The sequence below is a fragment of the Paenibacillus sp. NFR01 genome (genome assembly GCF_900111565.1).
In the GTDB taxonomy this organism is placed as follows: domain Bacteria; phylum Bacillota; class Bacilli; order Paenibacillales; family Paenibacillaceae; genus Paenibacillus_AQ.
This window is the reverse complement of record NZ_FOIK01000011.1, coordinates 21,295-43,385: the sequence shown is the minus strand read 5'-3', so window position 1 is coordinate 43,385 and position 22,091 is coordinate 21,295. Positions and strand designations below refer to the sequence as shown.

23 protein-coding genes, 1 tRNA gene and 2 riboswitches are annotated in these 22,091 nt (G+C 51.5%); of the genes, 14 read left to right on the top strand and 10 right to left on the bottom strand.

The window, feature by feature from the left end; translation table 11 throughout:
* The first annotated feature begins 426 nt into the window (after positions 1-426).
* The 9 genes from guaB (at position 427) to BMW84_RS24055 (ending at position 8,370) form a co-directional block, all read left to right on the top strand.
* Positions 427-1,884 (top strand): IMP dehydrogenase, encoded by a 1,458-nt coding sequence (guaB, locus tag BMW84_RS24095; RefSeq protein WP_091072988.1) that lies wholly within the window; start codon positions 427-429, stop codon positions 1,882-1,884.
* Positions 1,885-2,010: 126 nt separating this feature from the next.
* Positions 2,011-3,426, top strand: coding sequence for a D-alanyl-D-alanine carboxypeptidase family protein (locus BMW84_RS24090; protein ID WP_254773132.1), 1,416 nt, complete (start codon positions 2,011-2,013; stop codon positions 3,424-3,426).
* A gap of 88 nt (positions 3,427-3,514) precedes the next feature.
* Positions 3,515-4,396 carry a pyridoxal 5'-phosphate synthase lyase subunit PdxS gene (pdxS, locus tag BMW84_RS24085; RefSeq protein ID WP_091072987.1) on the top strand — a complete coding sequence of 294 codons (882 nt, stop codon included), beginning with the start codon at positions 3,515-3,517 and terminating at the stop codon, positions 4,394-4,396.
* 19 nt (positions 4,397-4,415) lie between these two features.
* Complete coding sequence (pdxT, locus tag BMW84_RS24080) at positions 4,416-5,003, top strand: pyridoxal 5'-phosphate synthase glutaminase subunit PdxT (protein WP_091072985.1); 588 nt, start codon at positions 4,416-4,418, stop codon at positions 5,001-5,003.
* A gap of 82 nt (positions 5,004-5,085) precedes the next feature.
* On the top strand, positions 5,086-6,375 hold the full coding sequence (gene serS / locus BMW84_RS24075; RefSeq protein WP_091072983.1) for a serine--tRNA ligase: 1,290 nt from the start codon (positions 5,086-5,088) through the stop codon (positions 6,373-6,375).
* A gap of 65 nt (positions 6,376-6,440) precedes the next feature.
* Positions 6,441-6,529, top strand: a tRNA-Ser gene (locus tag BMW84_RS24070).
* A gap of 131 nt (positions 6,530-6,660) precedes the next feature.
* Positions 6,661-7,002, top strand: coding sequence for a hypothetical protein (locus BMW84_RS24065; RefSeq protein ID WP_091072982.1), 342 nt, complete (start codon positions 6,661-6,663; stop codon positions 7,000-7,002).
* Positions 7,003-7,014: 12 nt separating this feature from the next.
* Positions 7,015-7,158, top strand: coding sequence for a small acid-soluble spore protein P (locus BMW84_RS24060; protein WP_091072980.1), 144 nt, complete (start codon positions 7,015-7,017; stop codon positions 7,156-7,158).
* Between the two features lie 102 nt (positions 7,159-7,260).
* Positions 7,261-8,370 (top strand): hypothetical protein, encoded by a 1,110-nt coding sequence (locus BMW84_RS24055; RefSeq protein WP_091072979.1) that lies wholly within the window; start codon positions 7,261-7,263, stop codon positions 8,368-8,370.
* A gap of 65 nt (positions 8,371-8,435) precedes the next feature.
* On the opposite strand, the gene BMW84_RS24050 is transcribed toward BMW84_RS24055, so the two are convergent.
* Together BMW84_RS24050 and tadA are read right to left on the bottom strand one after the other, a co-directional pair.
* Positions 8,436-8,999, bottom strand: a complete 564-nt coding sequence (locus tag BMW84_RS24050) for a GNAT family N-acetyltransferase (protein ID WP_091072977.1) — start codon at positions 8,997-8,999, stop codon at positions 8,436-8,438.
* A 15-nt stretch (positions 9,000-9,014) separates the two neighbouring features.
* Entirely contained in the window at positions 9,015-9,524 is a 510-nt protein-coding gene (gene tadA / locus BMW84_RS24045) for a tRNA adenosine(34) deaminase TadA (RefSeq protein WP_302848114.1), read from the bottom strand.
* Between the two features lie 306 nt (positions 9,525-9,830).
* Between tadA and BMW84_RS24040 the strand changes: the two genes are divergently transcribed.
* Positions 9,831-12,137: an ATP-binding protein gene (locus tag BMW84_RS24040; RefSeq protein ID WP_091072975.1), complete on the top strand. Its 2,307-nt coding sequence runs from the start codon at positions 9,831-9,833 to the stop codon at positions 12,135-12,137.
* A 7-nt stretch (positions 12,138-12,144) separates the two neighbouring features.
* The gene (gene rluF / locus BMW84_RS24035) at positions 12,145-12,846 is read left to right on the top strand and encodes a 23S rRNA pseudouridine(2604) synthase RluF (protein ID WP_091072974.1); all 702 of its coding nucleotides are present in this window, start codon (positions 12,145-12,147) and stop codon (positions 12,844-12,846) included.
* A 97-nt stretch (positions 12,847-12,943) separates the two neighbouring features.
* Here rluF and motB read toward each other — a convergent pair whose 3' ends face one another.
* Positions 12,944-13,765: a flagellar motor protein MotB gene (gene motB / locus BMW84_RS24030; protein ID WP_091072972.1), complete on the bottom strand. Its 822-nt coding sequence runs from the start codon at positions 13,763-13,765 to the stop codon at positions 12,944-12,946.
* Positions 13,749-14,549 (bottom strand): flagellar motor stator protein MotA, encoded by an 801-nt coding sequence (motA, locus tag BMW84_RS24025; protein ID WP_091072971.1) that lies wholly within the window; start codon positions 14,547-14,549, stop codon positions 13,749-13,751. The genes motB and motA overlap by 17 nt, the downstream gene beginning before the upstream one ends.
* 216 nt (positions 14,550-14,765) lie before the next feature.
* On the opposite strand from motA, the gene BMW84_RS24020 reads away from it, so the two are divergent.
* Together BMW84_RS24020 and BMW84_RS24015 are read left to right on the top strand one after the other, a co-directional pair.
* On the top strand, positions 14,766-15,059 hold the full coding sequence (locus tag BMW84_RS24020) for a hypothetical protein (protein ID WP_091072969.1): 294 nt from the start codon (positions 14,766-14,768) through the stop codon (positions 15,057-15,059).
* 152 nt (positions 15,060-15,211) lie between these two features.
* Positions 15,212-15,496 (top strand): 4a-hydroxytetrahydrobiopterin dehydratase, encoded by a 285-nt coding sequence (locus BMW84_RS24015; RefSeq protein ID WP_091072967.1) that lies wholly within the window; start codon positions 15,212-15,214, stop codon positions 15,494-15,496.
* A gap of 69 nt (positions 15,497-15,565) precedes the next feature.
* On the opposite strand, the gene BMW84_RS24010 is transcribed toward BMW84_RS24015, so the two are convergent.
* From BMW84_RS24010 to BMW84_RS23985, 6 genes are all read right to left on the bottom strand, one after another.
* Positions 15,566-15,922: a c-type cytochrome gene (locus BMW84_RS24010; protein ID WP_091072965.1), complete on the bottom strand. Its 357-nt coding sequence runs from the start codon at positions 15,920-15,922 to the stop codon at positions 15,566-15,568.
* 127 nt (positions 15,923-16,049) lie between these two features.
* A complete protein-coding gene (locus BMW84_RS24005; protein WP_091072963.1) occupies positions 16,050-16,535 on the bottom strand; it encodes a GNAT family N-acetyltransferase in 486 nt (161 codons plus the stop codon).
* Positions 16,536-16,734: 199 nt separating this feature from the next.
* Positions 16,735-17,226, bottom strand: a complete 492-nt coding sequence (locus BMW84_RS24000) for a C40 family peptidase (RefSeq protein ID WP_091072961.1) — start codon at positions 17,224-17,226, stop codon at positions 16,735-16,737.
* Positions 17,227-17,231: 5 nt separating this feature from the next.
* Positions 17,232-17,374: riboswitch (cyclic di-AMP (ydaO/yuaA leader) on the bottom strand.
* A gap of 345 nt (positions 17,375-17,719) precedes the next feature.
* Positions 17,720-18,199 (bottom strand): C40 family peptidase, encoded by a 480-nt coding sequence (locus BMW84_RS23995; protein WP_091072960.1) that lies wholly within the window; start codon positions 18,197-18,199, stop codon positions 17,720-17,722.
* Between the two features lie 3 nt (positions 18,200-18,202).
* Positions 18,203-18,340: riboswitch (cyclic di-AMP (ydaO/yuaA leader) on the bottom strand.
* A 240-nt stretch (positions 18,341-18,580) separates the two neighbouring features.
* On the bottom strand, positions 18,581-19,411 hold the full coding sequence (locus BMW84_RS23990) for a hypothetical protein (protein ID WP_091072958.1): 831 nt from the start codon (positions 19,409-19,411) through the stop codon (positions 18,581-18,583).
* Positions 19,412-19,422: 11 nt separating this feature from the next.
* A complete protein-coding gene (locus BMW84_RS23985) occupies positions 19,423-21,456 on the bottom strand; it encodes a M1 family metallopeptidase (protein WP_091072957.1) in 2,034 nt (677 codons plus the stop codon).
* A gap of 106 nt (positions 21,457-21,562) precedes the next feature.
* On the opposite strand from BMW84_RS23985, the gene BMW84_RS23980 reads away from it, so the two are divergent.
* Positions 21,563-22,069: a YwhD family protein gene (locus tag BMW84_RS23980; protein ID WP_091072955.1), complete on the top strand. Its 507-nt coding sequence runs from the start codon at positions 21,563-21,565 to the stop codon at positions 22,067-22,069.
* Positions 22,070-22,091: the final 22 nt, after the last annotated feature.

Sequence of the window (22,091 nt, the reverse complement as noted above, 5' to 3'; positions counted from 1 at the left end):
CCGATGGTACTTGGACCGCAGGGTCCTGGGAGAGTAGGACGTTGCCAAGCACGAAGAGCCATTGCTGTTCACTCAGCAATGGCTTTTTTGTGTTTTTCGGGATACATAAATCGTGGAGATTCGACTAGAAGTGTCCACTCTATACGGACGTTGGTCCAAGAATTCGCTTACGAAATTACAGAAAATCGATACTTTTTGGAATACCTGCTTTAGCGATGTAATATTCTTGACAGGCTATAAGTGCTTTGCTAAGATGGCAATAATATATTTTTGGACTACCTTCACAAACCTTAATTGAAGATACGAATTCAAGTAGCGTTTCCTGGCTGTCGTTGATGTCTGTCTAGAATGGACTGGCCGGAAGCTTCTTCATTCATAATGTTTGCGGGCGGCTAGAATATGAATCTTTGAGGAGGAATGACCCAGGTGTGGGAAGATAAGTTTGGCAAAGAGGGATTAACGTTTGACGATGTGCTGTTGGTGCCGCGTAAATCCGAGGTGCTTCCGAAGGAAGTCGAATTGGGAACCGTTCTAAGCAAGAGCGTAAAGCTGAACATTCCGTTGATCAGCGCAGGCATGGATACCGTAACCGAAGCGAAGATGGCGATTGCCATGGCGCGTGAAGGCGGCATCGGGATTATCCACAAGAATATGTCTGTAGAACAGCAAGCGGAAGAAGTTGACCGCGTAAAACGCTCCGAAAGCGGCGTAATCACCAATCCCTTTTCTCTTACCCCGGACCACCTGGTCTCCGATGCCGAAGTGCTGATGGGCAAATACCGGATTTCCGGCGTGCCGATCGTCGATGACAACCATAAACTGGTAGGCATTCTCACCAACCGCGACCTGCGTTTTATCCATGATTACAACATCAAAATCAGTGACGTCATGACACATGAGAATCTGGTAACTGCTCCGGTAGGCACTACGCTTCAAGAGGCGGAAGTGATTCTGCAGCGCAACAAGATCGAGAAGCTGCCGCTGGTCGACGACCACAATACGCTTAAAGGTCTTATTACCATTAAAGATATCGAAAAGGCGATCCAGTTCCCGAATGCGGCGAAGGATGCGCAAGGCCGTCTGCTCGTTGGCGCGGCGATCGGTATTTCCAAAGATACCTTTGAACGTACGGAAGCGCTGGTAAAAGCCGGTGTCGATCTGATTACCGTAGATTCTGCACATGGCCATCACATCAATATTATTGAAACAGTCCGTCAGCTGCGCGCAGCCTATCCGGATCTGACGATCATTGCCGGCAACGTGGCGACGGGTGATGCAACACGCGACCTGATTGAAGCAGGAGCCTCTGTTGTAAAGGTAGGGATTGGACCGGGATCGATTTGTACCACCCGCGTCATCGCCGGTATCGGCGTACCGCAAATCACCGCAATTTATGATTGCGCCACGGTTGCCCGTGAATATGGTATTCCGGTCATCGCCGACGGCGGGATTAAATACTCCGGGGAGATCACCAAAGCGATTGCTGCCGGCGCATCGGCTGTGATGCTCGGAAGTTTATTCGCGGGTACGGAAGAAAGTCCGGGTGAGTCGGAAATCTATCAAGGCCGGAAGTTCAAGGTATACCGCGGTATGGGCAGTATGAGCGCAATGAAGCAAGGCAGCAAGGACCGCTACTTCCAGGATGACGATAAGAAGCTCGTTCCGGAAGGCATCGAAGGCCGTGTTGCTTTCAAAGGGCCACTGTCTGACACCGTTCATCAATTGATCGGCGGACTTCGCGCCGGTATGGGGTATTGCGGCACGAAGAACTTGACGGAATTGAAAAATGACACTTCCTTTATCCGGATCACAGGAGCGGGATTGCGCGAAAGCCATCCGCATGATGTGCAAATTACGAAGGAAGCGCCGAATTATTCCTTATAAGTTGGTGTTTTCGAGGAAATACGGGCAGACAGGGCTAAATTCGCCTTGTCTGTCTTTTTTTGTAGGGTATCGCTGTGTTAGAATAGAACAAGCAACAAAATGAGGGCCAAAGGAGAGTAGTAATCATTGAAGTACAAGCAGAAATTTAGCAGCAAGAAAATTGTGATTAAGACAGCGACAGTAGGTCTGCTTTTAAATATGTTGACTTCTCCGGGCATTCCGGCGGCGTTTGCCGATACGGTAAATACCCCGCAAGCCACAGAATCGGGCACGAATGCCACTGATGCCACAGCCGCTGATCAGACAGCAGCGAACAAGGCCGCAGTCAAAATCCCCTCAATCGATACCCTTGGGTTGGAATTAAAATCGGCTGTACTGATTGAACCTACGACAGGTGAAGTTTTGCTCTCGATGAATGCCGACGAACCGCTGCCTCCGGCAAGCATGACAAAGATGATGACGGAATATCTGGTTGAAGAAGCCGTGAATAACGGTCAATTGTCATGGGATCAGAAGATTGTGGTTCCGGAGAATGCCGCCAAGCAGATCGGCTCGCGTATTTTTCTGGCTGAAGGCGATGAGCATACCGTCAAAGAACTGTACATTGCTATGGCTGTCGGTTCGGCAAATGATGCAACGGTAGCATTGGCTGAAGCCGTCTCGGGCTCGGAGCAGGAATTTGTGTCACTGATGAATCAAACGGCACAGAAGATGGGCATGAAAACGGCGTATTTCATTAACTCGACCGGGCTTGACCGGGCGGATATGCCGGAGAAATTCCGTCCGGATACAGATCGCGAAACGGTAATGTCCGCAATGGATGCTGCTATGTTGGCCAAATATATCGTAACGGACCATCCGGATTTCTCTGATTTTACTACTATTCAATCGTACAAATTCCGTGAGCGCGACAAAAATCCGATTATCAACTATAACTGGATGCTTGAAGCGAATAAAGATATCAAGAACTTCAAAGCCTACGCCTATGAAGGGCTGGACGGTCTGAAGACCGGCCACACATCTAAAGCCGGTAACTGCTTTACGGCTACGGCAGAACGCGATGGCATGCGTTTGATCAGCGTCGTGATGGGGGCCAATTCGGAAGCACACCGTTTCACCGAAACGAAAAAAGTGCTGGATTTCGGCTTCAACAACTTTGAAGTCAAGCAGGTCGTCGCACCAAAAGCCGTAATCGCCGGAAACGAAACCGTACCTGTCGACAAGGGCAAACGCGATGATGTTTCGGTTGTGACCGACGACGGTGTTACGTTTATCGTGCCGAAGGGCACGGTATCTCCGCAGATCAATACTACAGTAACCGTAAATGATGCTTCGACGCTGGTAGCGCCGATCGCAGCGGGCACTAAAGTGGGCCAGGTCAAATACTCGTACAAGGTTGAAGGCATTCCGCAGGTTCAGGAGAAGACGGTGAACCTGATTACCTCCGAAGAAGCGCCAAAAGCCGGCTGGTTCAAGCTGCTGATGCGGGGAATCGGTGATTTTTTCAAAGATTTGTTTAAAGGCATCAAGAACTTGTTCTAGGCAAAACCAAGTAAACGAGTTGTATATATATCCGCCATGCGGTAATATAGATAGCTAGATTATGAGTGATCAATCGGGAGGCAGGGACATGGAAACAGGAACATCGCGTGTAAAACGGGGTATGGCAGAAATGCAGAAGGGCGGCGTCATCATGGACGTCATGAATGCAGAGCAGGCAAAAATTGCCGAAGCTGCGGGCGCAGTTGCCGTAATGGCGCTGGAGCGAGTACCTTCTGATATTCGTGCTGCCGGGGGAGTAGCCCGTATGGCCGATCCGACCATCGTTGAAGAAGTACTCAAAGTAGTCAGCATTCCAGTAATGGCAAAGGCTCGTATCGGGCATTATGTCGAAGCAAAGGTTCTGGAATCTCTCGGCGTCGACTATCTGGATGAAAGCGAAGTGCTGACACCTGCAGACGACGTATATCATATTGATAAACGTGAATTTACGGTACCGTTTGTTTGCGGAGCGAAAGATCTGGGTGAAGCGCTGCGCCGAATCAACGAAGGAGCTTCCATGATCCGTACCAAAGGCGAGCCGGGAACAGGCAACATCGTTGAAGCCGTTCGGCATATGCGTCTGATCAACAGTCAAATCCGCCAAGTAACCGGCATGTCGAAGGACGAGCTGTACCATGAAGCCAAAACGCTCGGAGTTCCTTATGAGCTGCTGCTGGAGGTTCATGAGCTGGGCAAGCTTCCGGTTGTTAACTTTGCTGCGGGCGGCGTTGCGACTCCAGCCGATGCCGCGCTGATGATGCACCTGGGTTCGGATGGCGTGTTTGTCGGTTCTGGTATTTTCAAATCCGATAATCCGGAGAAATTCGCCCGTGCCATCGTTGAAGCGACAACCCATTATACCGACTATAAACTGATCGCCGAAGTCTCCAAAAATTTGGGGACGCCAATGAAAGGCATCGATATCGCCACGCTGACACCGGCAGAGCGCATGTCGGAACGCGGCCGTTAATAGAGAGAAGGTTTTACGGATGAAAGTAGGAGTGCTGGCGCTGCAAGGCGCTGTAACGGAGCATATTGTAAGTATGCAAAAGGCCGGCGCTGAAGCGTTGCCGATTAAACAGGTCGAGCAGCTTCAGGAAATCGACGGACTGATTATTCCTGGCGGCGAGAGCACGACCATCGGTAAGCTGATGCGCAAATACGGTTTTATTGAAGCGATCCGCGATTTTGCGGGCCAAGGCAAACCGGTCTTCGGCACTTGCGCCGGAATGATCGTCCTGGCGAACCGAATTGCCGGAGGCGAACCTGAGCATTTGGGGCTGATGGACATTACGGTTGCCCGGAATGCCTTTGGCCGCCAACGGGAAAGCTTTGAATGTGACCTGGAAGTCAAAGGCATCGACGAGCTGGTACGGGCCGTGTTTATCCGAGCGCCGCTGATTGCCGAAGTCGGTTCAGACGTTGAGGTGCTGTCCGTATATAACGACGAGATTGTTACGGCCCGTCAGAATCATCTGCTGGCTACTTCTTTTCACCCGGAATTAACGGATGATTACCGGCTGCATCAGTATTTTGCTGATATGGTCAAAGCCAGTATCGCCGAAAACGTTAAATAAATCGTATATAACAACATCCTGGCTCTTTCGTGCCGCCTCGCGGCAAGGAAAGAGTCTAGGCTGTTTTCAGGAGGGAAAAGTTGTGCTGGATGTAAAACTATTGCGCAGTGATTTTGCTAAAGTGGAAGAGGCGCTTACGCATCGCGGCAAGTCGCTTGATCTGATCGCAGGCTTCCCGCAGCTTGATCTGCGCCGCAGAGAACTGCTTCAAGAGACCGAGGGACTCAAAAATCGCCGTAACACCGTGTCCGGGGAAGTGGCGAAAAAGAAAAAGAACGGCGAGCCTGCGGAAGATTTGATCGTGGAAATGCGGACCGTTTCCGACCGAATCAAGGAACTGGACGACGAGGTGCGCGAACTCGAAACGCAAATTGCCGAGCTGACGATGAGCATCCCGAATATCCCCCATGAATCCGTACCGGTTGGCAAATCGGAAGAGGACAACGTGGAAGTACGCCGCTGGTCTCAGCCAAGAGAATTCGGATTTACGCCGAAATCGCACTGGGAAGTTGCCCAGCAGCTGGGCATCATTGATTTTGAAGCCGCTGCCAAGGTAACCGGCTCCCGATTTGTGTTCTATAAAGGTCTGGGTGCCCGTCTGGAACGCGCGCTGATTAATTTTATGATGGATCTGCACAGCAGCGAGCATAACTATGAAGAAATGCTGCCGCCCTACATCGTTAATAAAGACAGTTTGTTCGGTACAGGACAGCTGCCTAAGTTCGAAGAGGACTTGTTCAAACTGCGCGATACGGAATATTATTTGATTCCGACGGCTGAAGTGCCGGTAACGAATTTTTACCGTGAAGAGATTCTGAATGCTTCGGATCTGCCCAAATACCAAGTGGCTTACAGCGCATGCTTCCGTTCGGAAGCCGGTTCAGCCGGCCGCGATACCCGCGGTCTGATTCGCCAGCATCAATTCAATAAGGTCGAGCTGGTCAAAATCACTTCTCCGGAAACCTCATACGAGGAATTGGAGAAAATGACGCAGGATGCCGAGCGCGTGCTTCAGCTGCTGGAGCTCCCGTATCGTGTCTTGTCGCTGTGTACCGCTGATATGGGCTTCACTGCGGCCAAAACGTATGATTTGGAGGTCTGGTTGCCGGAAAGTGGTATGTACCGCGAGATCTCTTCCTGCTCGAATACGGAAGACTTCCAGGCACGCCGTGCCAATATCCGCTTCCGTAAGGAACCGAAAGCCAAGCCGGAGTTCGTACATACACTCAACGGCTCTGCACTGGCCGTAGGTCGTACGGTGGCGGCGATTCTGGAGAATTACCAGCAGGAAGACGGCAGCGTCCTGATTCCGAAGGTACTGCAGCCGTATATGGGCAATGTAACAGCGATTACGCCAAAAGCCGCTCAATAATAGCGGTTGCTTAGGGATTGTACTTTGTGGTACAATTCTTTGTGCACGTGAATTTTTGAGTCACTGGAGAGGTACCGAAGCGGTCATAACGGGGCGGTCTTGAAAACCGTTAGGGTGCAAGCCCACATGGGTTCGAATCCCATCCTCTCCGCCATTTTATACGATGAATGCAAGCCGTTCCGAGAGGGGCGGCTTTTTTGTTGTACTCCAAGCTGTGTAGTGGCAAATGGGAATAAAAAGCCCCCTTTCTCCGCAATGTATTATAGAAGGAGGCTGATATTAACGATGAACCGCGAATTGCAAGTAAGCCAAGAGCAGCTGATCTCCGCCTGGCAGGAGAGATTGCCCGCACTGATGAATACCGGCGACAGCTTCACTGTCCAAGGCGACGCTGCGAATGATCAAAGCCTGTTAATCCATTTCAATGCTGCAGGCCATCAGGAATATGCGCTCGATTTCCGCTGCACGTATGTGGATAGCCGGGAGGTAGCCGTCGATTTGATTGACGTAGAGCAGGGCGGGTGGCATGCAGATGAGCGGAGTGAAGCCGTTCAACTGCTGGCACAGCAATATACGAGACAAATCCATGAGTGCGCGCAGGCGCTGCAGGACGTAACGAATCCATAGGAGGCTGACATCATGAGCAAACCCAAAAGCATGCCTGTACCCGGAGTTCAAGAGAAGACCCATAATGAACATCATTCTTCCGGCCCTGCACCGCTTTCCGGCTCCAAGAAAGTGAAGCAGGCCAACCATGTCGACCACAATAACCCGCAAGGATAGGAAATTCTTGGCCACTTTTTTTTGTTGTGAAGGTTTCCCATACCTGTAAAATCGTTTATCATTAAGTATAACGACTTCTGGGTATGGGAGAGGAGAGTATCAATGTTTAAAAAATGGGGACTTTCAGCAGCGGCAATGCTGCTTACGGCCGCGGTAATTTTACCGGGCTGCGGCAACAAGGAGGCCGCTCCGAAAGAAGCCTTACAATCGACCGGGGCTAAGGCGCTGGCGATGACATCCTATGCGATGAAAAGCAAAGTGACCATCAACGATCTGACGATCACCGGCGATGCAAGCGATGAACAGGCTTCAACGACTGGGCAGGTTGTCAGCATGCTGAAAGGCGCCGAAATAACCGTAGAAGGTGTTCATCAGGCGGATCCGATGCAAACGGAGCTCACGCTGGGGCTGAATTTAAAGGGCTCGATGTCGATATCCTTTTCGCTGCCGATGATTATGACCGGGGAAATCCTGTATATCCAAGTCCCTTCGATCCCGTTCTTGCCGATACCGGAAACGCTGGTTGGCAAATACGTGAAGATTGATCCTAAAGAGCTTGCGGAACAGCAAGGTACCGAGTTTAATGCGAATTCGCTGAAGCCCGAGGATGCGCAAAAACTTTCGAATGAGCTGCTGAATGCACTGCTCGGGGAATATGACCAAGAAAAATATTTCAAGAATGTCGACCCGAAGGATGCCGGACTGCCGGAAGATGTGAAAGCCAAGCAGGTGGTACGCTTCCAGGTTGCTCCGGATAACGTTAAAGAGGCCGTGACGATCTTTGTGAATCAGGCGCTGCCGAAGCTCATGGAGATTCTGGAGAAGGATGAATACAAGGATATGCTGCAACTGGAAGAGGGCCAGCTGGGCGAACTGAAGGAGCAGCTGCAATCGGAGGAATCCAAAGCGAAGCTGGATGAATCGCTGGCTGATCTCGATAAATATCTGAAGCTGGATCAATTTGAACTGAACACGGCGATCGATAAAAACGATTATCCGGTGTATCAGGATTTCAAAACCAAGCTGACGGTAAACGATCCGGAACAGGGCATGAATGTGGGCCTGCAGCTCACGGCAACGAACCAATACAGCAAAATCGGTGAGAAACAGACCTTTACCTTGGGCATTCCAAAAGATGAAGAGGTTGTGACCATGGAGGAACTTCAGCAGCAGTTTGGAGCGCTGAGCAGCCTGGGAACTACCGTTAATTAACGTATAAAACTCCCGCCATGCCGACAGGCATGTGCGGGAGTTTTTGTTTGAGTCCAATAAGCCGGCTAAGCTTGCTGCGGCATATCATCGACCAGAATTGCATAGATCCGATGATCCTGCCATTCCCCGTTGATCTTAAGGTAGCGCCGCGCGATGCCCTCGGGCTGAAAGCCGTTTTTTTCGAGCACCCGGCGGGAGCGGTCATTGTGCAGCAGAATCGCTGCCTGAACCCGGTGCAATGCAAGAGAGCGGAAGGCGAATTCCAGAACCAGCTGCGCGGCAGCGCTGGTATATCCTTTTCCTTGCTCCGCATAATCGATGAAGTACCCAAGATCCGCGTAACAGGCCGCACCGCGAACCACATTGGATAAAGTGATTTGCCCAATGAGCTGTCCATCCAGCAGGTAGATGCCAAACATGTAAGCCCGGTCCTGCCGGGCTTCTTCTTCCCGGCCGGCGAGGAGCTGGCGCTGTCCCTCTTCCGTGAAATAATCCTTTTCGCGTTTCGGTTCATACGGGGCATGGTGCTCCAGGTTGCGTAACCGCAGCTTCAGCAGCAACTCGGCATCGGTATGCTTGAGCAAGGAGAGATAAATCCCTTTCTCGGCATTTCGCAGTTCAATATTCATCGGTGAATCGCCTCCTTACGCTTCTGATTTGCCGGGTTTCTGGCGCAGCTTACGGAAGAAGCTCGTCAGTAGTTCTGCGCATTCGGCTTGTAAAATCCCTTGAATTACACCGGTACGGTGGTTGAACCGAGGTTCATCCAGTAAATTCATCAGCGTGCCGACGCAGCCCGCCTTAGGGTCCGCAGTGCCGTAGACCGTTAGAGGCAGACGGGATTGGACCATCGCTCCCGCGCACATCGGGCAGGGCTCGAGGGTTACGTACAGACAACATTCCAGCAGCCGCCAGGCCCCGAGGTAGCTGCTGGCTTCGCGAATGGCCACCATTTCGGCATGGGCTGTAGAGTCAAGCGTCGTCTCCCGTAAATTGTACCCTCTGCCGATGATTCTCCCCTCATGGACGACGACGGCACCAATCGGAACCTCACCCAGTGCCTCCGCTTTGCGTGCTTCCGCAATGGCCTCCTTCATCCAGGCTTCATGAACTTCACGTTCATCTTCTGACAGCGCGGACGCAGCAATGATCACAACAATCTTCCTCTCCATAGCCTGTTTATTCAACGAACAAACATTCGTTCTTAACAAGTTGTTTATAACTCTGTGGATAAGTGCTGGTTTATGCACAGGGTTATTCACATTATCCACTGGTCCACTGTTCACATGTGCATAAATTGTGGATGACACTTCATTTATTTTAGAGAAACCGTCCACAAAACACAATATAAACCGCCAATTCTGCAAGGATGAAAGTTCTTTTCAAATGTATGGGCAGAAGGTATGATAATGATGATGTGCCGCTAGGATTTACCAGCGGGGGAGAGGTGAACAGGCAGGTTGTCGATAAAACGGAAGTTATCCGCCATGTTGTTCGGTTCGGTCGTCTTGATTATGGGTCTGAACCTAACACTCAATCTTTACGCCGCGAGGAGCAATCTTCGCAAAGAAAATGTGAATAATATGAAACTGACGGCGATGCAGATTGCCGTGTCGGTTGAACAGAGCAGCTACAGCTCTATATATGTACAGCGAATTATAGCGGAAAATTTACGGCGAACGTCGATATTGGCAGCGGAGGAACTGGATCCGGATATCAACAATGTCACAGCCGAACGGCTTGAAACGCTTGCTTCCAAATACGGTGTGTCCAATATCTCGCTGCTCGTAAAAACCGACGATGATATCGTTGTGGCTAAATCCTCCGACCCCAAGGAGCTGGGCCTCTCCACAAAAGGCTGGGGCTTCTGGTATGAAGCCTTTCAGGATCTGCTTGCGGTGCGTCCGGTTTCGGTCGGACAAGGGGAGAGCATGGAGCATTTTTGGTCCGGACCGTTTGAATATTCAACCTCTAACCCGGAGTTCATCGAGAAATGGGGATATTATTACGATGGAACCGCCAACTACATCATCGACCCGTATATCCGCAGCACCGCGGTCAGCGACTACGTAAAGATTATGCAGCCCGACGAAATTGTCAGAAGATCACAGGAGGTCAATCCTGCGCTGCTTGAAATTACGGGTTTTAATCCGCAGACCTTCGGCTCATCCACCATGGCCTCCGACGGCAGCGACAGTGCCAACACAAAGCTGCGAAATCGTCCAATTAAATATGGTTCATATGTATTCGGCGATATTGAAAAAGACAAGGCAGCGATTGGACAAGCGCTGAACTCGAGAGAGCCGGTTACGCTCGATCTGAAGCTGCGCGGCAAAAAAGTACTTAAAAGCTATATCCCGGTCAGTAATCCCGGAAGCGAGCCTTATGTCATCGGCGTTGTTATGGATTATTTCGTTATTTCATCGGTAATCCGAACAGAGCTGATTCATAATTTGTTGATCTCGGGGCTTTTGCTGATTCTCTTCCTGATCTGCAGCTATGTACTCGCCGGTATCCTAACCCGCCCGATTCAGGCCATTCTGGCCAAGGTTAATGACGTTGCCCGGGGCAAATTCGAACCGCCTCTTGAAGTTAAAAACCGCGATGAGCTGAGTCAGCTGGCGCAGCGGATCAATGCGATGAGCTCAAATCTGCTGCAGCATACGAACCGCTTGGGACAGACGCTGGAAGAGAACCGGGCGGTCAAGGAGCATTTGGAATCGGTCATTAACGGAACCTCCGATGCGATCCATACGGTTGATATGGAAGGCCGGATTACCAGTATCAACAAGGCGTTTGAAGGGCTGTTTGGTTGGGGGCCGGCGGATGTAGCCGAGCAATTGCAGCAATTCGTTCCGGAGGATCTGCAGGAGCAGGAGCAGGAGCGGCTGAAACAACTGAAAGACGGTGCGGTGCTGCCACCAGTCGAGACATTGCGGCTGAAGCAGGATGGCTCGGCTGTCGAAGTTAGTGTCAGCAGCTCGGTTATCCGGGACGAAGATGGCTTGCCGAAGGCATTCGTTCATGTATCGCGGGACATTACCGAACGTAACCGGATGGAAGAGCTGCTGCGGCGTTCCGAGAAGCTGACCACGGTGGGCCAGCTGGCTGCGGGCGTAGCTCATGAAATCCGCAATCCGCTCACCACGCTCCGGGGCTTTCTGCAGCTTCAGCAGGAGAAACAACTGCTGGTTCCGCTGCATGTGAAACTGATGCTTTCCGAGCTGGAGCGGATCAATATGATTGTAAGCGAGTTTTTGATTTTAGCCAAACCGCAAGCCGTGCACTTTCAGCTTAAGGACGTACGCGATATCTTGAAGGACGTGACCTCGCTGCTGGGCAGCCAAGCCCATTTGTTCAGCATTGAATTCGAATCGAATTTTGCGGATACGCCGGCTTGGGTACACTGTGAAGAGAACCAGCTGAAGCAGGTATTTATCAATATTGTTAAGAATGCCATGGAGGCCATGCCGCAAGGCGGGAAAATTACGCTGGTGCAAAAAAATATCGGGGATACCATTTGGATCGAGATTTCCGATGAAGGCGAAGGGATTCCCGAAGACATTCTGCCTAAGCTGGGCGAACCGTTCTTTACGAACAAGGAAACCGGTACCGGTCTGGGACTGATGATCAGCCAACGGATCATTCAAGCGCATAAAGGCTTGTTGGAGATTTACAGCGATTATGGACACGGTACGACTGTGGCCATTAAACTTCCGGCGGCCGGCGAAAAGCTGGACGTTCCGAAGCAGACAGAAGCGGAGTGAGACAAACATGAGAATCAATAAATTTATCAGCGAGACGGGCTATTGTTCACGACGCGAAGCGGACAAGCTGGTTGAGAGCGGCAGGGTGACGATTAACGGAGAACCCGCCCTGCTGGGCAGCCAGGCCGAGACCGGCGATGATGTACGGATAGACGGAAAGCCGCTGCAAGCAGGCGGAAGGACGGTGTACATCGCGCTGAATAAGCCGGTTGGCATCACCTCGACGACAGAAGGACATATTGAAGGCAATATTGTAGATTACGTCGGCCACGAAGAGCGTATTTTCCCGATTGGACGGCTCGACAAAGACTCGGAAGGCCTGATTTTGCTGACGAACGACGGGGACATCGTCAACAAGATTCTGCGCGCCGAAGGCAAACATGAGAAGGAGTATGTGGTCACGGTAGACAAGCCCGTTACGGCCTCATTCATTGCGGGCATGTCGAGCGGGGTGAAAATCCTCGGCGGTAAAACGCTGCCCTGCAAGGTCACCCGGGTATCCGACCAGGTATTCCGTATCATTCTTACCGAGGGGAAAAACCGGCAGATCCGCCGGATGTGCAGCGCCTTCGGCTATGAGGTCAGACGCCTGCAGCGCCTTCGCATCATGAACATCCGTCTGGGCACGCTTAAGACCGGCGAATGGCGCGAGCTGACAGCAGAAGAGAAGCGAGAGCTTGGCGCCATGTTGGATTACCGGTTGTTATAAGGATAAGTAAAGATAAGTTTTGAGAAGCGAAGAAAAAGAGCTGATCCGAAGGAAGGGAGATCCCTTGATCGGAACAGCTCTTTTACATGGACCGCTATTATTGCGCGTCCACCGCTTCGCCGACATTGACGGCCTGCGAAGCGTCCTGATATTTCCGGAGAATCGATACCTCAACCCGGCGGTTTTTGGCCCGGCCGGACGCTGTGGTATTCTCGGCAATCGGATGATATTCACCGTAACCGATCGGACTGAACTTGACGGGATTCAGCTTCGGATCCTGAAGCAGGATCTCCATGAAACGTAAGGAACGCGCTACGCTCAAATCCCAGTTGGAGGCGTATTTGCTAGTCGAAATCGGAACATTGTCGGTGTGCCCTTGCACCAGAATGTCGTAATCCGGGAATTGCTCCAGCATGCCCGCGATGGACTTGGCGAGCTGGCGGGATTCTGGCTTCACTTCGGCGTCGCCTGAAGCAAACAGGGCATTATCGCGAATGGTGATCATCAGCTGGGACTGGTTAAGCTTAGTATTCAGAAGGTCGGTCAGTCCGTTCTTCTTAATGTACTGGTCCAGCTGCTTCTTCAGCTTCTCCAAATCCTCTTGCTCCTTCTTGCGGAGCTTGGCAATTTCGGATTGGCCGGTATTCTCGGCAATGGTGCTGTCCATCTTGGTGTTCTTGCCTTGGTCCAGCTGACGGTCGGTCGGCGCATCCGAGCGGAATTCCAGAACGCTGGTCCCGCCGTTGAGCGCCGAGTTGAAGGCCTGTGCCATCTGCTCGAATTTCTTGGCGTCGGTGGCGCTCATGGCATACATAACGAGAAACAAGGCTACGAGCAAAGTCATAAGGTCGGAATAAGGGAGCAACCAGGATTCGTCCGCATGCTCCTCATGTTCTTCATGTCTAGTCTTTTTGCTCACTGGAAGCCCCCTCTTTCTCGCTCAGCTTGGCGCGTTCGGACGGTGTCAGGAAGACGGACAGCTTCTGGCTGATGGCGATGGTTGAGACGCCCGATTGGATAGAGAGCAGCCCCTCCACCATCATCAGCCGGACTTCGATTTCGCGTTTAGACAAACGCTTCAGCTTATTCGAGATCGGATGCCAGAGCACGTAACCGGTGAAGATACCGACCAGTGTGGCGATGAAGGCGGCGCCGATGGCGTGAGCCAGCTTTTCCATCGCGCTCATATCGGCAAGGGCGGCAATCAGACCGATAACGGCTCCTAGTACCCCGAGCGTCGGCGCGTACATCCCGGCTTGGGAGAACATCAGCGCTCCCGCCTTGTGACGGTCTTCGGTGGCATGAATATCTTCCATCAGGACATCGCGCACGAACTCCTGGTCGTTGCCATCGATGATCATCCGCATGCCGTTGCGCAGGAAATTATCTTCGATCTCGTCAACCTTGGATTCGAGGGCAAGAAGGCCCTCGCGGCGGGTTATGGAAGCCCAATCCATGAACATGGTAATGAGCTGTGCTTTGCTGATCATTTTTTTGCTGACAAAAATCATTTTAAACAGCTTGGGCAGGTTTTTCATTTCCGACATCGGGAAGGCCATAAACAGCGAAGCCGCGGTACCGAGCAGAATGATAACGTAAGCTGCCGGTGTTTCCAGGGCGTGAATCGGAGCACCTTTAAGAACCATCCCCCATAACACCGCGACCAGACCTAGAACCAAACCGATAATTGTTGAAATTTCCATTTATGCACCTCGTCCATGAGAATTAAGAAGTGATCCGGCATGTGCCGCGAGTTTCATCCTTGAACGGCGGCGGACACCCTGTTGTTAACGGCTGTTAACGAATAACGTATATTCTTATTTATCGACAGCAGTCCCTTTTTTGTGAAGTCATTTTTTCGGCTATAATGGAGAGGGAAAGTTATTATTCATCAGTTGAGGAAAGCGGTGTGATTAGTTGTGGGAGTTAAGCACGGCAGGGATTACAGTGAGATTTTGACGGAACTGACGGAAGCTGTAGGGCGGATTTCAGACGGGTATCTATTTTTTGAAATGGAACCGGACGAATGGCGGGAGCTGCCGGAGGAATCGAAACATGAGGTTTGGGAGGCGCTGGCGGAGGATTTATTTTATGCGCTCGGCAACGAGCCAACCATTGAAGTGGGCAGCGGCGTAGTGATGTATGATAAGGAAACACACCGGATCAATATTTTGCTGGGCGAAGAGGACCTGGCAACGGTTCATCTCGTCTAATCGGCAATCTGAGGCTTCAAGGGCATAAATACCAGGTGGGGTGAATACATTAAACCAAAAAAAAGCCATCACCCTGGTGCATCCCTTGGACTTTACAGAAGCTGAGGGATGTTTTTGTTGAAGCCGTTAACTTAGTAAGGGAGGAACGCACATTGCAACTGACGGAGGAAGAGCTGCGGGAGAAACTCGGCATGCTGGAAGGCTGGAAGCTGGAGCAGGGAGACCTGGTGCGCCGGTACATGTTCAATGAGTATATGAAAGGAATCGCGTTCGTCGACGAAGTAGCGGCCATTTCCGAGGCTTTCGAGCGGCATCCGCATATTACCATTGATTATAAAACAGTCATATTGCGACTGGCCGCCGAAGACCGCGGCTTGACGGCGCTGGAGATCCGGGAGGCGCGGGAGTTTAACGAGGCCTTCGAAAAAAACCGTTAGCATGCTAAATCAAAAGCCCGTTCAGGCAATGTCCTGAACGGGCTTTTTAGATTTTCGCTAAAGAATTGATTATTTTTTCTCCGCCAGCCATAAGGCGACATGCGCAATTTCTTCAGGGGCAAGCTTATCCTTAAATGAAGGCATCTGTCCGCGTCCCTTGGTGACGATGTTGTAAATCTCCTCCGCATTATGCTGCGCGCCTTCTTTCTGCAGGCTAGGCCCGATGTTCCCTTGAAGCTGATCGCCGTGGCAGGTGATGCAGCTCGCCTTGACTGTTGCTTCGGCACTGGCCGTATCCAGCTGAACCTCCGGCATTGTGGGATTATTTTGTTCGGCAACCTCTGCCTTGCCCGGCAGGGTGAACATGAGTATGACTGCAAAGGCACAGGCGAAAAAGAACAAACCGCTCATGATCCATTTCTGCATCTCTATCCGTCCCCTCCATGTAAGCTGCTTCCTACATTATACCGGAAGGTGAAGCGTTATCATAGCATTTGTGTCGATAAAATGAACAGTATTGCTATAAAATATTCATTTTTCGGAAGAGTATGTGTTATTTGTTATAGACCATGCAGTAAAATGGTTTGTTTCCGGACGGCGTACGCCGCTCATAGGTATCGGTGATGGTAAAGCCGCTTTTTTGATACGCCCGGATAGCCCGCTGGTTCCAAGTCAGTACCTCCAGGTCGATCTCCTCCTTAGGATACCGCTCCAAGGCTTCCCGAACCACCGCTTGCATAAAAGCTTGGCCGTACCCGTGTCCGCATAACTCCGGGCGCATGCCGATGCCAAGCCGGATCACGCCAACCATGGGAAATAGCTGGGCGAATCCGCAAAGCGTGCCATCCGCGTTAACGATGGAGATGTATTGCTGGCTCCGCAGCTGCGGATCGCCGAATTCAACAGCCAGCGCCTGCATCTGCTCCCAGGGCAGCCAGCCGTAAATATCGTAAGGGGGTTCATAGATCCAGTTGCAGATTTCTTCTCCGTGCTCGGGTTCCATGGGAACCGCCCGGAAGGTAGCCCCAACTTCGGTCATTGGAACACCGCCTCCTTCTTGCTTAAGAAAATGATTTATTTCTCATTATAATCCAAAAATAATTGAATAAAATAGCGTAGGTAAAGGCATTTTCGTGTTTTACATCATATGGGAAGGGTAATGATTCTTAAGACAAAAAAACAAGCTCCCCTCCAAAGTTTCGGCAAAAACTTTGGAAAAGAGCCTGTCTCACGACAATTTATTGCACGTCGTCGTTGTCTTCGGAATCTGCGGCAACACTTTGGTAAGCATCTGTGCTCATGATCCGTTTCGCTCCCACATAGCGGTTCACATAGTAGCTGTCGCTCAGCGAACTGATGGTAACGCCGCGAGAGGAGGATGCATGGGCAAATTTACCGTCGCCGACATAAATGCCGACATGGGATACGCCTTTGCCTGTCGTATTAAAAAATACGAGATCTCCCGGTCTGATGTTGTCACGGGATACCGCTTTGCCCATATGATACTGGGAGCCGGATTGATGCGGCAGGTCGATACCGATTTTATTAAACACGTACATGGTAAATCCGGAGCAATCAAAGCCGTTCGTCGTTGTTCCGCCGGAAACATATTTCGTTCCGATCGCGCTGTCAATCACTTTATCCATCTTGGAATCAGCGAAAGCGCTTCCTGCTCCAATTGTCATAAGAATGGAAAAACTGAGTACTGCAGCTGTTAACATCTTCTTCAAAAGAAAATACCCCTTCCAACTGCCTACGAGGTTAGCTTAAGGGTTCGGTTGAAGGTCCCCTATGACCCCTCTGTAAATAGGAGGTCAATTCACCCAAAAATGGTTCCCCCGTTTCCCCAGCATTTGGAGAACTCGGCATGACTGTTGTTACGAATAGATGTTGCATGAATCATGACAAAACTTTCGTAAAACGAATCCAATCATTACAAAAATGTTACTATCAACTCACTGCGATAATTGTAACAAAGACGGAAGCACTTGGCAATCATATAAACCATATTTGTGCATGTTTTTTGCGTTTTTTTTGGATGAAAACCACTATGAAAGACTCATTTTTTACATGAAAAGTTAGCTTTCGGGCTGTCATTTCATGAATTTGGAAAAAATCTGTTTCAATTCCCTAAAAAGGGTGTAAAGAAAGGTATCAAATAAAAAAAATACCCGGAAATGGATGGTGGGCATCCGCTCCCGGGTTCACAGTTCAAGTTAAAGATCAATCGTAGGCGACCGCCTGGTAAGCGGTGGTGCTCATGACGCGTTTGGCGCCAACATAACGGTTGGCCCAGTAGGCTTGGCTGAGCGACGTAATCGTTACGCCACGCGAAGAGGAAGATTGCGCGAATTTGCCGTTTCCGACATAAATACCGACATGCGAAACGCCGGACCCGAGCGTGTTAAAGAAGACGAGGTCGCCGGAACGAAGATTGCTTTTGGCCACCGGAGTCCCAATCTTAAACTGCTCTTTGGACGTGCGCGGCAAAGTGATGCCGATTTTCGTAAACACGTATTTGGTAAAACCCGAGCAATCAAAGCCGGCGGTGCTCATACCTCCGGTTTTATACGTCGTTCCGATGGTTTTCGCAATGACTGTGTCCATTTTGGAATCCGCAAATGCGCTTCCTGTGCTGAAGGTAAATACCAGGGCAAGCCCAACTGTTGCTGCTGTAATTTTTTTCTTAAGCTGACTGTTCAAAAGATGTACTCCTTCCAAGGCCTGCGAGGTTAGCTTAAGGATTCGGTAGAAGGCTCCCCTATGACCCCTCTAATGCGAGATCAATTCACCCAAAAAATGGTTCCCCCACTTCCCGGTGCCGGAATTTGGCGTTTTACGCACCGAAACAGTGACTTTTAGACATCGTTGCTGCTTATTTAGTACATACTCTAGTTTGACTTAGCTTCAAAAGATTACAAAGTTGTTACCAGAACTACAGGCATCATTGTACCAAAGCGGTACAGGATATGCAAATGTTTCTCCGGATTTGTAATCATTTTGTAATTTAAAAAGAGTCCTTGCCGCCTCGGATCAACCCGCAGGGCAAGAGACTCTTTTAATATGGCTTCAAGTATGGGCAGATTATTCCGGAAAAGCTTTACTGCACCACAAATGATATTGAGCGGCAATTCCCCACATTTTAAACAGGGTTTGCGGCAGCGGCAGGACCTGGCGAAGGAGCAGTGCCGGAAATCCCGGCCACAGTCCAGCGCCGGTTGCATAGAGCAGCAGGGCTGCTAGCCCTGCCGCTCCAAGCGTAGCCGACAAAGCTACGGCGGACAAGAGCGTCCGGAGGCAGATCAGGAGCGCATTGAACATCCCGGTGCCGGCGATATACCCGAACTGCATATACAGCAGCGCCAGGCGGATCAGATAAAGGTATGCCAGCCAGGCGAGGATATAAGGAACTGCATTCAGCAGCAGATGATAGTCCCAGATGCCGCCGAGCATATAACGGGTCATCCGGGGCAGCAGGAGCGGAAGGGGCAAGGCGGCAAGCACCCACTCCGCCACGCTGAACAAAAATACCGGAAGCCCGAAGCGCTTCATTCCGGGGAAAAAGAATAGTCCACGTTCCCCCACTCGCTCCTGGTGCAGCTCATTGAGGATACCTGCGCGGATAAAGGGGGACAGCAGCAGCCTTAAGAGGCATAGAGCCAGCAGCGTCCATAAATAACGGTGTACGCCCGGATCGGAGGTTAGCGCGAATTGCCCTTCCAGATAATACAGTAGCCTGCCCATGCCGCTGCCCCCGGCGCGCTGCTCGGGATAATGCAGCAGCAGCGGCAGAACGCCGGAGCGGATGAACCGGTAGAGGAAATATCCCCAGAGTAACCTATAGATGAACAGCAGGATAAGGATGTAGGACTGCTCCTTGACGCTGCCGAAGCTGCGGCTCAATATTTTTTTCAACGATTCTCACCTCACCACACAAATGTTTCGAGCAGCGTTTCAAGAAGTGCGGTTACCCCGAGCGTCCAATGCGAAAGCCTGTCGCGTTCCACCTTGGCCAGCCGGTAGTTGTTCAAATGCTTGCTTTCAAGAAGAACGGTATGTGCCGGGTCGATCTCGGCCGACAGCAGCGGGGAGTTGTAGGACAGCTCGAACGTTGTCTTTTGAGCCTTGCCGTCCCATACGCGAGTCGCCGTATATCCGTTGGCAAACGTGAATTTGACAGGCACCTTCCCGTACGGCGTTCCTTTATTGCTTATGGACACCACCGATCGGTAGACCGCGCCGGAACCGCCGGCTTGCCCGTTTTGCAGGGAGGTCGTAATCGTATCCACGGAAAAATCGGGCGCGCCTCCCCCGTAAACGTATCGGTCGAAATAATCCTGCCAGGACTGCTTGGTCACTTTCTCTACGACCTTCTGAAAGTCCGCGGTAGACGGATGCTTGAACCGGTACTTGCGGGCATAGGAGGACAGAATGGCATCCATCGTTTTGCTGCCCACCCGGTGCTCTATATCTTTCAGAACCAGCTTGCCGCGGAGATACACGTTGCGGGAGTAGCCGTCAGGGCCGGTATAATTCCAGGTCTCCAGCTTCAGCGGCTGGGAATCGGTGATTAATGCCGCCTGCACCGGCAAATTGGCGCTGATACCGTACTCCTGCTCCATCAGCCGGTCTTCGGCGTAAGAGGTAAAGCCTTCGTCAAGCCAGGCTTCCTCAAATTCATTGCTGGCCAGCATGCCGTAGAAATACTGATGGCCGATTTCATGAATGACCGTCCGTTCCAGCGATGTGTCGGGCGTAGCCTCCGCAGCACCGAATGCGGTGATCAGGGTGGGGTACTCCATGCCTCCGGCGCCGTTACCGTCTTTGGGCGGTACGATGATCGACAGGGTCGAATACGGATACGTGCCGTACCACTTGCTGAAAGCCTTCAGGGCGGCCTCGGCAGCCTGAAAGTAACGTTCTTCAAGGTCTTTATGGAGCGGGTCCAGATACAGTTTGATTCTTACGCCGGGAACGCCGGGTGCGGAGAACGCTTTTTCGGCAAAAACAAAGTCGGGCGATGCCGCCCAGGCAAAGTCGTGCACATCGTCTGCGTAGAATTGGTAAATCTTCTGGTCGCCTTTTATGCGTGCGTTCTTCACCGGGAAGCCGGTAGCCCCGACGGTATAATCCGCAGGCACGGAAATGGTAACGTTATAGATGCCAAAATCGCTGTAGAACTCGGAAGTGCCGTGGTATTGGTGCAGGTTCCAGCCTTCTTCCTTTATGCCGCGGGTTCCGGCCGGTTCATAAACGCTCAGCTTGGGATACCATTGTCCGGCCATCACGAAGTTGCCTGCGGCGCCCATACGAGCAAAAATCTTCGGAAGCTCGACCTCGTAGGTGAGCTTTACGGTCACCTGTTCTCCGCCGTTTACCGGTTCGGGAAGATGAACCTTAAGCAGCGTCCTGTCGTTTACATTGCCGTCGTCGGGCTGTACATATTGCATCCGCTGCATCAGCGACACGCCGTCTTCGTTGCGCAGATCGGTAATGGTCATACTGCCGTAGCCGTCCTCGGGCATAAGGTCGCTGCGCAGTTTGCCGCCGGATTCCTTCATGAAGGTGGTGTCGTCGGACTGAAAGGCGTTCGGATACAGGTGAAAATACAGCTCCTGCACCGGCTTGCGGCCGGGGTGGGTCCAGGTCACCGTTTCGGTGGCCGTCAGCCGGTCTTCACCGGCCAGGAGCCGGACGTCGATGTGGTATTCGGCGACCCGCTGGCTGAGCGCTTCTTCGGCCGGAACCGGCTTGCTTTCGGGAAGGACGGTGTGCGACGCGCTGCTTTTGGCCGCGTTTGCCTTCGGGGAGACAGGCGGGAGCTTGGCCGATTTGGGCGCAGACGCAGGCAATGCGCCGGAGCTGTACCCCGAGGCCGCCCAAATGGCTCCGCCTCCCAGCATTGCGAGTAACAGCAGAACGGTCATCAGCGTTGCCGGTTTTATGGAACGTGGCTTCATACAGTGATTCCCCCTGTGACAAGCTTCTAGGGGATGTATATGTTTGCATTCGGTGGATTATTAGCTAAAATAAAATAATTAGTGAAAACGGGAAGGATGTGCACATGTGGATAACATTCAGCCGGAAGGCAAAAAACCGCTGGCTCTCAATATTGTGAATGCCAAAAGCAAACATAAAGGATTCGGTGCAGGCTCCATCGATCTGAACAATGTCTCGCCGGTCATCATTGACCGCGGCGAAGCCGTTATCGATATCGGTGCCATGCATGCTAAAAGCAAAGTCGAGAAGGGCATTAAATTCTCCATGAACCGTGAAGACGTGCCGAACGGACGGCAGCTCTGGGTGGTCTGGGTTGCAGTGGACCGCACGCCGGAAGGCCAGCATTACGGCGGCATTACCGCATGCGAGATGTGGATCGACGACGAGGCCCGGCGGGGCTGGAAGATTCTTGCGGACCATGTGAACAAGCTGGATGCGGCATTGAAGCGGAAAGTAATCGTGGAAGGGCTGGGCGCAGAAGAAAAGGCGGCGCTCAAGTCGCTGCTTATCGCACATAATGAAGCGTGGTGGGCTGCTTCGCCCGATAATGTAAAGGATGCCTTGTCCGAGTAAAACGGCTTTGCATACATGACAA

Bases quoted from the DNA above. Each gene is read 5' to 3' on its own strand.
- BMW84_RS24050 (WP_091072977.1), bottom strand. From the start codon at position 8,999: ATGAATATTGAACTGCGAAATGCCGAGAAAGGGATTTATCTCTCCTTG.
- BMW84_RS24005 (WP_091072963.1), bottom strand. From the start codon at position 16,535: ATGACCGAAGTTGGGGCTACCTTCCGGGCGGTTCCCATGGAACCCGAG.
- BMW84_RS24055 (WP_091072979.1), top strand. From the start codon at position 7,261: ATGTTTAAAAAATGGGGACTTTCAGCAGCGGCAATGCTGCTTACGGCC.
- BMW84_RS24065 (WP_091072982.1), top strand. From the start codon at position 6,661: ATGAACCGCGAATTGCAAGTAAGCCAAGAGCAGCTGATCTCCGCCTGG.
- rluF (WP_091072974.1), top strand. From the start codon at position 12,145: ATGAGAATCAATAAATTTATCAGCGAGACGGGCTATTGTTCACGACGC.
- motA (WP_091072971.1), bottom strand. From the start codon at position 14,549: ATGGAAATTTCAACAATTATCGGTTTGGTTCTAGGTCTGGTCGCGGTG.
- BMW84_RS23985 (WP_091072957.1), bottom strand. From the start codon at position 21,456: ATGAAGCCACGTTCCATAAAACCGGCAACGCTGATGACCGTTCTGCTG.
- BMW84_RS24060 (WP_091072980.1), top strand. From the start codon at position 7,015: ATGAGCAAACCCAAAAGCATGCCTGTACCCGGAGTTCAAGAGAAGACC.
- pdxT (WP_091072985.1), top strand. From the start codon at position 4,416: ATGAAAGTAGGAGTGCTGGCGCTGCAAGGCGCTGTAACGGAGCATATT.
- pdxS (WP_091072987.1), top strand. From the start codon at position 3,515: ATGGAAACAGGAACATCGCGTGTAAAACGGGGTATGGCAGAAATGCAG.
- BMW84_RS24010 (WP_091072965.1), bottom strand. From the start codon at position 15,922: ATGCAGAAATGGATCATGAGCGGTTTGTTCTTTTTCGCCTGTGCCTTT.